We start from the raw sequence: 10,580 nt of genomic DNA, 5'->3' as shown, positions 1-10,580 counted from the left end.
GGTAGCAAGGAGCACCGGACCGTGATCCCCACCCTCGCCGGACGCCTGCAGACCCGGGTGTTCGTGCTGGCCACCGTCGGCGCGGTGCTGACCGGGCTGATCGTCCCGGTGCTGCCGAGCACGACCGGGTCGCTCGGGGCGGCGTACAAGACCGCCTACCTGATGCTCGCCGCGGTCATCGTCGCCGGCGTGTTCTGGGAGCTGCTGTACCACCTGCTGATGCAGTTCCGCTGGGACAAGGACTGGCCGACGCTGCTGGGCCTCGTCACGATCGTCCCGGAGGGCCTGCTGATGTGGCTGCTGCTGGACGCGGGGCTGGTCCCCGGGACGGGCGAGGTCGCGGCGTCCACGTTCTTCACGATGTTCGTGTTCGTGTGGCTCGGGCAGTGGCTGTTCGTCAACGGCCCCATCCGCGTCCTGCTCGTCCAGTGGAGGCTTCGCGGCGGACGAGTGCTGTGAGCGGCGCAGCCCCCGAGCCCGCGCGGCTGCTGCCCGGCGACGGCCTCGTGGCGCAGGAGGGCGGCCTGTCGCTGGTGTGCGCGGCACCGGACGCCGCCACCGGCCCGCTCGCCGACGCGCTGCTCGCCGCGCTGGAGGCGGTGGCGGGCGCGGGCGGGGACGGGCCGGACCTCGTGGCCCGCGCCGCCCGGATCCTCGCGGCACGGCGCCCGCCCCGGCCGTACGCGTGCGCCGCCGCCGGGCCGGCCGGGGACGGCGGGCTCACCGTCCTGGTGTCCGGGGACGCCGCCGCCCGCGTGGTGCGGGACGGCGGCGAGGAGATCAGGGTCGGCGGCGGGCCCGCAGGCCCGTCCGAGCGGACGGTCGGCGGGCCGGTCTCCATCCTCGAACTGACTTTGGGCGGGGCCGGGCTGGCCGAGCCGCGGCTGCGGCTGGGCTCGGGCGTGGTGCGCGGCGGCGGCCTGCGCCGGTCGCTGCGCCGCCCGGCGCCCGCGGGGCGGGACGAGCAGGCGGCGCGGGTGCCCCGGCTCGTCCCGCAGGAACGGCTGAAGACGATGCTGGACGCCGGCGCCCTGGCCCTGCCCCCCGCACCGGGCCCGGCAGCCGCTCCGTCCCCGCGCGCACAGGCCGCGGCACCGGAGCCGCGGGAAAGAGTCAGCCTCATCCGCAGGCACCCGAAGCGGCGCCCGTCCGGGCCCGAGGTCCTCGGCGTCAACTGCAAGAACGAGCACTTCAACGACCCCCGGGCGCACTACTGCGCGGTCTGCGGGATCTCGATGCTGCAGCTCACGCTGTCGCCGTTCCACGGCCCGCGGCCCCCGCTCGGCATGCTGATCGTGGACGACGGGCAGACGGTCCCGCTCGACGACGACCAGCTGATCGGGCGGCGGCCGGAAGGGGCGCCCGAGGTGGCGCAGGGCCGGGCGCATCCGCTGCGGCTGACCGACCACGAGGAGTCGGTCTCGCGGCGCCACGCCCTCGTCCGGCTGCGCGAGTGGCAGGTCGACGTGGTCGACCTGGGCTCCGCCAACGGCACCGCGCTGAAGCGGCCCGGCGAGGCCGACTTCCAGCGGCTCGCGCCGGACACGCCCGTCGAGCTGCCGCCGGGGGCGTCGGTCAGGATCGGGCGAACCAGGGTCTTCCGTTTCGAGTCAAACAGGAAAATCTGATCAACATCCCGAAGGGGAACCATGCGAGAACGGCACGCGGGCGACATCGCCTTCTCCCATCCACTGGCCTTCTGGGCCGGGTTCGCCGCCTGTGTGACCGGCGTGGCGCTTCACCTGCCGATGTACATCAACGCGGCCGACATGCACTACCACATGCGGGGCATGGCGATGGACGCCTCGATGTACGCCGGCATGGCGCTGATCGTCGCGGGGCTCGCCGCCACCGCCTACGGGCTGATCCCGCGCGGCCTCGCCGCGGCCCGGCGGGCCGGGGAGGTGCGGGTGCGCGCCGCGCACGACGCGCCGATGCGGCCCGCCCACATCGGCCTCGTCATCGTGATGACGACGGCGGTGACGATCGACGCCATGAAGCCGATCACGCTGTCGTTCGTGGCGCCGGGGATGGGCAAGGAGTACGGGCTGAAGTCCGCGCTGAACCCGGACGGGCACTGGCCGGTGGCGCTGCTGCCGCTGTTCGGGCTCAGCGGGACGGTGCTCGGCTCGTTCCTGTGGGGCTGGCTGGGCGACCGCATCGGGCGGCGCTCGTCCATCCTGCTGGCCGGAGTGATGTTCGTGACGACCGCGATCTGCGGCACCATGCCGTCGTTCTCGTGGAACCTGCTGATGTGCTTCCTGATGGGCATCGCGGCGGGCGGGATGCTGCCGATCACGTTCTCGCTGCTCGCCGAGATGATCCCTGGTCGGCACCGCGGCTGGGTGATGGTGCTCATCGGCGGGAACCTCGCGCTGGCGTACGTCATCACCAGCTGGCTGTCGTCGTCGCTCGTCCCGCACTACTCGTGGCGGATCCTGTGGCTGGTCGGGCTGCCCACGGGCGTCCTGCTCATCGCGCTGAACCGATGGATTCCCGAGTCGCCCCGGTTCCTGCTCGCGCACGGCCGCGAGCGGGAGGCCCGGGAGATCATGGCGCGGTACGGCGCCGTCGAGGACGCGGCCGCGGGGGCCGGGGCGCGGCTCAGGGAGGCGGAGGAGCTCAGGGAGGCGGAGGAGCGCGGGGAGGCGGCGCACGGCTCCGGTTTCGGCCCGCTCTTCAGGCCCCCGTTCACCGGGCTCAGCCTCGCCGTGGTGGTCCTCGGTCTCGGGGTCGGGCTGGTGACGTACGGGTTCCAGCTGTGGATCCCGTCCAACCTGCAGAAGCTCGGCCTGGCGCAGCAGACCGCGGACCGGGCGCTGCGGGACTCCTCGCTGATCGGCCTGCCGCTGGTGTTCGCCGCCGCCGCCATGTACGGGCTCTGGAGCGCCAAGAAGACCGTCATCGTGCTGACGGCGGTGGTGGCCGCGGCGCTGGTGGCGTTCTCGGTCGCGGGCGAGTCGCTCGCCCACGACCGGGCGTGGCTGTACGTGCTGCTGGCGGGCCCGATCGTCGGAACCGCGACGATCGCCGCGGTGCTGGCCGCCTACAGCTCGGAGATCTACCCGACCCGGATCCGGTCGCGCGGCTCCGGCCTGTCGGCGGGGGTCGGCAAGCTCGGCGGCGTCGCGGTCACGATCGTGCTGGTGATCGGGGCGACGGTCCCCTCGATCGGCCAGACGGCGCTGCTCGGCGCCGTCCCGCTGCTGCTCGCGGTGCTGGTGGTCGCGGTGTGGGGGGTGGAGACGCGGGGCGGGCGCGCGGACGGCGACGAGCCGCCGGTCGCGGAGCCCGCCCCCGCCGGCGCCTGACCTCCCGTCCCGGGGGCCCGGCGCCAGGACACCCGTGCAAGGACACCCGTGCCAGGACACCCGGTGCCGGGAGGCGTGTCAGGAGGCGAGGCGGGCGGCGGACTCCAGCAGGAGGGCGTGCACGAACGCCTGGGGCATGTTGCCGCGCAGCTGCCGCTGCTCGACGTCGTACTCCTCGGAGAACAGGCCGCTGGTCGCGCAGCCGGACCGGGTCCGCTCGAAGGTGCCGAGGGCGCAGGCGGTCTCGCCCTGGCGGTCCTCGGCGAGGGCGAGGAAGAAGCCGCAGAGGGTGAAGGCGCCCTCGGCGACGCCGAGGGCCTCGTCCCCGACCCGGTACCGGTAGACGAAGCCCTCCTGGACGAGGTCTTCGCGGACGGCCCGCAGCGTCGCGACGGTGCGGGGGTCGTCGCTCGGCAGCGCGCCCCGCAGCGGCGGGATGAGCAGGGCGGCGTCGACGCGGTCGTCGCCGGGCGCGCGCTTCCACCTGCCGCCGGCGGTGAGCGAGGTGCGGGACGTCTCGGCGAGGATGGCGTCGGCGAGCGTGGTCCACCGGTCGGCCTCCGCGGGGCCGGCCAGTGTCCGGGCGGCCTGGCGGAGCCCGGCGACGCAGGTCAGGCGGGAGTGCGTCCACAGGTCGTCGTGGGTCTCCCAGATCCCGGCCTCGGGCCGGGTCCAGACGCGCGCGACGACGTCGGCGGCGGCGCGGGCGGCCTTCGCCGCGTCCGGGCCGGGCCGGTCGTACTCGGCAGCGGCGGCGAGCAGCAGCAGGCCCTCCCCCAGCGCGTCGAGCTGGAACTGCTCGCCGGCCTTGTTCCCGGTGACGGCGTCGGCGCCCGGGTAGCCGGGCAGGTCCGGGTGGCTCTCGTCCGGTACGTCCGCGCCGGTGACGGTGTAGGCGGGCTTCAGCCGGTCCCCGTCGGCGAGGATGCGGGCGGAGACGAAGTCGGCGGCGTTGCGCAGCAGCCGGGGCGGCCCGCCGTGCAGGGCGACGGCGCGCCCGGCGAAGCACTGGTCGCGGATCCAGGCGTAGCGGTAGTCGAAGTTGCGTCCCTCGTTGGAGCGCTCGGGCAGCGCGGTGGTGGCGGCGGCCACCATCCCGCCGCCGGTGCTGGTGAGGCCGGTGAGGACGGCGTAGGCCAGGCGGGCGTCGCGCGGCGCGATGGTGTCGGTGCAGTCGGGGACCGCCTGCCGCCAGTCCTTCTCGGTGGCGTCCCATAGTTCCCGGGGGTCCAGGGAGCCCCTCGGTTCGCCTTCGGCGATTTCGAGGACCAGGTCGCGGGTTTCGCCCTCGGCCAGGTCGAAGGTGAGGGCGAGCAGAGGCCCCCCGTCCGCGCCCTCGCGCACGACGGCCTCGTCGCCGCCGCGCCAGCGGACGGACGTGCCGCCGCCGCAGCGGGCCGTCCAGTCGGGGGCGTGGTGGTGCAGGTCCCGCATGCGGGGTGCGCCGTCTCCGGCTCGGACGTCCAGCAGGGCGCGGACGCGTGCGCCGCCGCGCACGGCGCGGCAGCGGCGCAGGATGACCACCCGGTCGCGATCGGCGGGGCGCGCGAGCGCCTCGCGGCATTCCACGATGGCGCCGTCTCCGGTGACCCAACGGCTGTGCCAGATGAGCCCGTGGTCCTCGTAGTAGCCGCCCCAGACCCAGCGCCCGGACGCGGGCTGGACGACGTAGCCGCCGGCGCCGCCGAGGAGGCCGCCGAAGGCGGCGGGCGAGTCCCAGGCGGGGAAGCACATCCAGGCGTACTCGCCGTGCGGGCCGACGAGGACGCCGCGCTCCCCGTCGGCGATGAGGGCGTAGTCGCGCAGGGCCTTCGGCAGGGAGTCCCGTTCTCCCGGATCGTCCAGCATGCCCTCCCATTACCCGCGAACCGGCCGATGATCCGGGGACCTCGTCCGGTTAACCGACAACAAGTCCTGCCTTGACAATTCTATTTGTCGGTGGCCATGATGGGGGCATGCTGGACGTGACGGTGATCGAGGACCCGGAGGCGGCGGCCGTCTCCCTGGACCCCATGCGGGCGCGGCTGCTCGCCGAGCTGGCCGAGCCGATGTCGGCGGCGACACTGGCCGGCCGGGTCGGGCTGCCCAGGCAGAAGGTCAACTACCACTTGCGGGCGCTGGAGCGGCACGGCCTGGTCGAGCTGGTCGGCGAGCGCCGCAAGGGCAACATGACCGAGCGGCTGCTGCGGGCGACGGCGGCGGCGTACGTCATCTCCCCGCTCGCCCTGGGCGCGGTGCAGCCCGATCCGGACCGGCACCGGGACGCGCTGTCGGCGCGCTGGCTGCTGGCCGTCGCGGGGCGGCTGGTCCGCGACGTCGGCGCGCTGATCACCGGGGCGGCGCGGGCCGACAAGCGGCTGGCGACCTACGCGCTGGACGGGGAGGTCCGGTTCGCCTCCGCCGCGGACCGGGCCGCGTTCATCGAGGAGCTGACCGCCGGCGTCGGCGCGCTCGTCCGCAAGTACCACGACGGGGAGGCCGAGGGGGGCCGCGCGCACCGCGTGGTCATCGCCGTCCACCCGTCCCTGGAGACCGCCCCCGGGGCGTCCGCCGCACGGCCGGACGCACCCGGGCAGATCGAAGCCTGACAGCGAGGAGAGGGACCATGGGCAAGGAGTTCGAGATCGTCCGCGAGTTCGAGGTCGGCGCGTCGCCCGAGCAGGTCTGGGACGCGATCACCACCGGCACCGCGGGATGGCTGTGGCCGACGGAGTACGAGCCGCGCGAGGGCGGCTCCGCCTCCGGCCTCGGCATCGTCACCGCCTGGGACCCGCCGCACCGGCTGACCAGCCGGGTGGAGGACCCGGACGGCATCCAGGGCGTGCCGCAGACGCTGAACGTCCTGGACAACCTGATCGAGCCGCGCGAGGGCGGGGGCGCCTGGGTCCGGTACGTGCACAGCGGCATCTTCACCGCCGACTGGGACGACCAGTACGACGGCGCGAACCGGCACACCGACTTCTACCTGCACACGCTCCGCCAGTACCTGGCGCACTTCACCGGGCGGCAGGCGGTGCACTCCGACGTCCAGGGGCCGGAGGCGTCCATGATCCGGGGCTCGTTCGAGGCGGTCGGCCGCGCGCTCGGCCTCGGCGGCGCAGCCGAGGGCGACACCGTGAAGGTGGACCTGCCGGGCACCGGTCCGGTGGACGCGGTGCTGGACTACCGCAACGAGCACTTCATCGGCCTGCGCACCGGCGACGCCATGTACCGGTTCTTCGGGCGGGACGCGTGGGGCGGCCCGGTCGGCATCGCCCTGCACCGGTTCGGCCCGGACGCCTCCGCGTCGCGGGAGAAGGCGGAAGAGCAGTGGCGGACCTGGCTGACCGGCCTGTACGCCTGACCGGCGCGAAGGGCGCCCGCACGGCAATCGTGCGGGCGCCCTTCGCGCGTGGTCAGCCCGTCCTCTCCCGCACCAGGGTGGCGAGGTTCATGCGGGCGAGGCCGCGCAGGCCGGGGCGCTGCGCCAGGTAGGCGACGGCGATCACGGCGAGCGCGGACCAGCCGAACGTGGCGGGCCGGATCTCGGTGTGGAAGGCCATCAGGTCGCTGCTGAACGCGCCGAGGAACGCGCCGGTGGCGAGCCGCCCGATGACGAGGCCGGGGACGGCGCCGGCGGCGACGACCAGGAGGTTCTCGGCGGTGACGAGGCGGGCCAGCCGGCGCCGCCCGACGCCGGCGGCCCGCAGGGTCGCCAGTTCGGTGCCGCGCTCGGCGAGGTTCACCGACAGGGTGGCGAACAGGACGGTGAAGGCCAGCAGCCCGCCGAACGCGAGCATGACCGCGACGAACACGTAGAACAGGTTCATGTACTCGTCCATGGTCTTCTTCAGCGCCTGGGAGTCGGCGTAGGCGACGACGCCGGGCCGGGCCGACAGGGCGCGCTCGACGGCGGCCCGGTCGGCGCCGGCGTCGAAGGTGACGAGCACGGTGTCGGGTTTGGCGGCCGGCGCCCAGGCCGCGACCTGGCCGAGGGTGGCGTAGGCGTAGGTGCCGAGGGGCTCGTCGACGAACCCGGCGACGGTGGTGGTGACGGTCCTGCCGTCGCCGAGGCGCAGGCCGATGCGGTCGCCTTCAGTGACGCCGAGCCTGCCGCGCAGCGCCGCGCCGATCAGCGCGCCCTGCCGCGGCAGCCCGCGTTCGCCGCCGCCGGGGGTGAGGAACCGGTGCATGCGGGTGCCGGCGGGCAGCCCGACGACGGTGGTGGAGTAGCCCTTGTCCCCCGCGGTGATCGTCACCGGGACGTGCGCGGACGGCTCGGCGGCCCGCACCCCCTTCGTCGCCGACAGCGCGCCGAGGGCGGCGCCGTCGAGGGGGCGGCCGAGGGTGAGCTCGGCGTCCTGCCGCTGGATCTGGTCGAACTGCCGCGACACGGTCGCCTGCGAGGAGTCGAGCATCCCCCACGAGACGAGGATCAGCACGAGCGCGAGGACGACGCCGGCCATGGTGTACAGGGTGCGGCGGAACTGGCGGGTGGGGCCGCGAAGCACCAGCCACACGCCCGCCGGCAGCCGCTCGGCGGCGGGCAGGGACCGCTGCAGCCGGGCGACCAGCCCTCCCCCGCCGGCGGAGGGCACGTTCCCGCGCATCGCCTCGGCGGGCGGGACGCGCGCGGCCGACACCGCGGGCGCCAGCGCGGCGAGCGCGCCCGCGACCAACCCGAACGCCAGCCCGGCGACGACGGTGGACGCGCGGACCGACACGATCGTCTCGGGCAGCCCGATCGCGTCGCCGTAGACGCGGGTGACCGTCCCGGCGAGCAGCAGCCCGGCGGCGACGCCGAGGACGGACCCGGCGAGCCCGACGGCGACACCGGTCATCAGATAGTGCGCCACGACCGTCCGGCGGCGGAACCCGCTGGCGCGCAGCGTCCCGATGACGACGCGGTCGCGCGCCACGCGGCGGGTCAGCACGACGTAGACGGTGACGCCGGCGGCGGCGAGGAACAGCAGCGGGAACATGACGGCCAGCTCGGAGAACCCCTTGATGTCCTCGGCGAGGGTGGCGTTGCTGGGCTGCTCGGCGCGGGTGACGGCGGCGCCCCCGCCGTGCCGCCGGGCGGCGGCGGTCAGCGCGGCGTCCAGCCGCGCGGCGTGGCCGCGTCCCGCGCCGGTGTAGTAGACGGTGACCTGGTTGGGCCCGGTGGTGCCGGCGATCTGGCGGGCCAGCTGCTCGGGCACGAACAGGACGCCGAACGACCCGGGCGCGGGCAGCACGTCCTGGCGGCTCGCGGCGGGCCACAGGTACTCCGGCGAGGACACGGTGCCGCGCACGCCGAGGGACCGCCAGGCGCGGCCGTCCCACACCGACACCGACCCGCCGGGCTTCAGGTCGGCGTCGTCCGCGACGTGCTTGTCGGCGAGGACGCCGGTGGGGGCGGCGGGATCGAGGTAGCGGCCCTTGAGGACCTTGACGCGGTCGACATCGGGCTGCGCCCCCGCGGGGAGCCCGACGACGCGTCCGACGAGGGTGCCTCCGTCCGGCATGCGCATCGGGACGTCGGCGACGGTGCGGACGGCGGCGCTCTCGACGCCGGGGCGGGCCTTGGCCTGCGCGGCGATCGCCGCGGTGTCGCCGCCCGACAGGGTCAGGTCGGCGAACCGGTACTTGCTGAACATCGCCTGGTATCCGGCGTCGAGGTTCTTGTAGGCGTCGTAGGAGGCCCCGAACAGGGCGACGCCGAGCATCACCAGCACCACGACCGACACCAGCTGCCCGGGGCGGCGGCGCAGGTCGCGGCGGAACTTGACGTTGAGGGTGCTCACCACGCCACCTCGTCGGCGGTGGCGGGCGCCTCGGTGGTCGTGACCTCGACGATGCGGCCGGAACGCATCCGCACCGTGCGGTGCGCGATGGCGGCGATCGCGGCGTTGTGGGTGACGACCAGGACCGTCCGGCCCTCCCGGTTGAGGTCCTGCAGGACGCGCAGGACGCCGCGCCCGGTCTCCAGGTCCAGGGCGCCGGTCGGCTCGTCGCACAGCAGCAGCGCCGGGTCCTTGGCGATCGCGCGGGCGATCGCGACGCGCTGCTGCTCGCCGCCCGACAGCTGGGCGGGGAAGTGGCCGGCGCGCTCGGCGAGCCCGACGGCCGCGAGCGCCTTCTCCGCGTGCTCCCGGTCGCCGCGGCCGGTCAGCTCGGCGACGAGCCGGACGTTCTCCAGCGCCGTCAGCGACGGGACGAGGTTGAAGAACTGGAAGACGAAGCCGACGGTGTCGCGGCGGTAGGCGGTGCGGCCGTCCTCGCCGAGGCCGGAGATGTCGCGGCCGCCGGCGATCACCTCGCCGGCGGTGGGGGGCTCGATTCCGCCGATCAGGTTGAGCAGGGTCGTCTTGCCCGACCCGGACGGGCCGAGCAGCACGACGAACTCGCCGCGCCGCACCTCCAGGTCCACGTCGCGGAGCGCGTGGACCTCCGCGTGCCCGGTCCCGTAGGTCTTGCGGGCGCCGCGCAGCAGCACCGCCGCGGGGGCGCCTGCTGTGCCCTCCACCGTGCCGTCCTCCCGGAGCACCGCCCGCTCATTGCCGTGACGCGCCATCGCCGTCTCCTTCGTCGTCATCGTCGTCATCGCCGCCTGTGCCGGAGGGAGCACCGGAGGGCCGCAGCAGGGCCAGCAGCCCGGCCGTGGAACCGGCGGCGTCGGTCTCCGGGTCGATCAGCACGTGCATGAGCAGCCCGTCCATGAGGGCGCTGAGCAGCACCGCGAGGCCCGCTGCGTCGGCGTCGGCGCGCAGCCGGCCGGCGGCCTGGCTCTCGGCGAGCCGGGCGGTCAGCAGGTCGCGGAACATCCGGATCTGCCGCTTGGTCTCGGTGCGCAGCTCCTCGTCGCGCAGGCCGTGCAGCATCGCCTCCACCAGGACGCGCTGGCCGGGCGTGCCGGGGCCGTGGGCGACGAGGGCCCTGACCGCGTCCGCGAGGCCGTCCAGGGCGTCCGGCGCCTGCAGGATCGCCTCGACGGGCCCTTCGAGCTCCTTCTCCACCGCGTGCATCACCGCGGCCCGGCGGAGCGCGTCCACCGACCCGAAGTAGTAGTGCACCAGGGCGTTGTTGGCCTGCGCCCGGTCCGCCACGACCCGCGACGTCACCGCGGCCCAGCCGCTCTCGGCCATGACCTCGACGGCCGCCTCCAGCAGCCGTATCCGGGTGGGCACCTCGTCGCCCGCCATCCGCACTCCCCCGTTTCTTGGGCATTTGCTTTAAGCACTTGCTTAAAGCATACGCCGAACCGTTGCACTGGGCAAGGGTCGGGGCGGGGGGCCGGACGTACGAAGG

9 protein-coding genes are annotated in these 10,580 nt (G+C 74.8%); 5 read left to right on the top strand and 4 right to left on the bottom strand.

From position 1 onward, the window contains the following. From E1293_RS39150 to E1293_RS39140, 3 genes are all read left to right on the top strand, one after another. Window positions 1-459, top strand: a 459-nt coding sequence (locus tag E1293_RS39150; protein WP_243717222.1) for a hypothetical protein, incomplete at its 5' end; no start/stop codon positions are given. Next, window positions 456-1,628: an FHA domain-containing protein gene (locus tag E1293_RS39145; RefSeq protein WP_132203888.1), complete on the top strand. Its 1,173-nt coding sequence runs from the start codon at window positions 456-458 to the stop codon at window positions 1,626-1,628. The genes E1293_RS39150 and E1293_RS39145, both read left to right, overlap by 4 nt. A gap of 21 nt (window positions 1,629-1,649) precedes the next feature. Beyond that, window positions 1,650-3,311 carry an MFS transporter gene (locus tag E1293_RS39140; RefSeq protein ID WP_132203886.1) on the top strand — a complete coding sequence of 554 codons (1,662 nt, stop codon included), beginning with the start codon at window positions 1,650-1,652 and terminating at the stop codon, window positions 3,309-3,311. A gap of 78 nt (window positions 3,312-3,389) precedes the next feature. Here E1293_RS39140 and E1293_RS39135 read toward each other — a convergent pair whose 3' ends face one another. Next, window positions 3,390-5,159: a glycoside hydrolase family 15 protein gene (locus tag E1293_RS39135; protein WP_132203884.1), complete on the bottom strand. Its 1,770-nt coding sequence runs from the start codon at window positions 5,157-5,159 to the stop codon at window positions 3,390-3,392. 107 nt (window positions 5,160-5,266) lie between these two features. Here E1293_RS39135 and E1293_RS39130 point away from each other — a divergent pair, with 107 nt between their 5' ends. Both E1293_RS39130 and E1293_RS39125 read left to right on the top strand, forming a co-directional pair. Then, window positions 5,267-5,899, top strand: coding sequence for an ArsR/SmtB family transcription factor (locus E1293_RS39130; protein WP_132203882.1), 633 nt, complete (start codon window positions 5,267-5,269; stop codon window positions 5,897-5,899). A 17-nt stretch (window positions 5,900-5,916) separates the two neighbouring features. Beyond that, window positions 5,917-6,654, top strand: coding sequence for an SRPBCC family protein (locus E1293_RS39125; protein WP_132203880.1), 738 nt, complete (start codon window positions 5,917-5,919; stop codon window positions 6,652-6,654). Between the two features lie 52 nt (window positions 6,655-6,706). On the opposite strand, the gene E1293_RS39120 is transcribed toward E1293_RS39125, so the two are convergent. Genes E1293_RS39120 through E1293_RS39110 form a run of 3 tightly spaced genes read right to left on the bottom strand, consistent with a single transcriptional unit; the run spans window position 6,707 to window position 10,474 of the window. Then, a complete protein-coding gene (locus E1293_RS39120) occupies window positions 6,707-9,076 on the bottom strand; it encodes an ABC transporter permease (protein ID WP_132203878.1) in 2,370 nt (789 codons plus the stop codon). Further along, the gene (locus E1293_RS39115; RefSeq protein ID WP_132203876.1) at window positions 9,073-9,846 is read right to left on the bottom strand and encodes an ABC transporter ATP-binding protein; all 774 of its coding nucleotides are present in this window, start codon (window positions 9,844-9,846) and stop codon (window positions 9,073-9,075) included. Before E1293_RS39115 ends, E1293_RS39120 begins: the two co-directional genes overlap by 4 nt. Beyond that, on the bottom strand, window positions 9,827-10,474 hold the full coding sequence (locus tag E1293_RS39110; RefSeq protein ID WP_132203874.1) for a TetR/AcrR family transcriptional regulator: 648 nt from the start codon (window positions 10,472-10,474) through the stop codon (window positions 9,827-9,829). The genes E1293_RS39115 and E1293_RS39110 overlap by 20 nt, the downstream gene beginning before the upstream one ends. Window positions 10,475-10,580 lie beyond the last annotated feature (106 nt).

This window comes from Actinomadura darangshiensis (assembly GCF_004349235.1).
In the GTDB taxonomy this organism is placed as follows: Bacteria; Actinomycetota; Actinomycetes; order Streptosporangiales; family Streptosporangiaceae; genus Spirillospora; species Spirillospora darangshiensis.
Note: the sequence above shows the minus strand (reverse complement) of the source record. Positions and strands in the feature narration are given on the sequence as shown.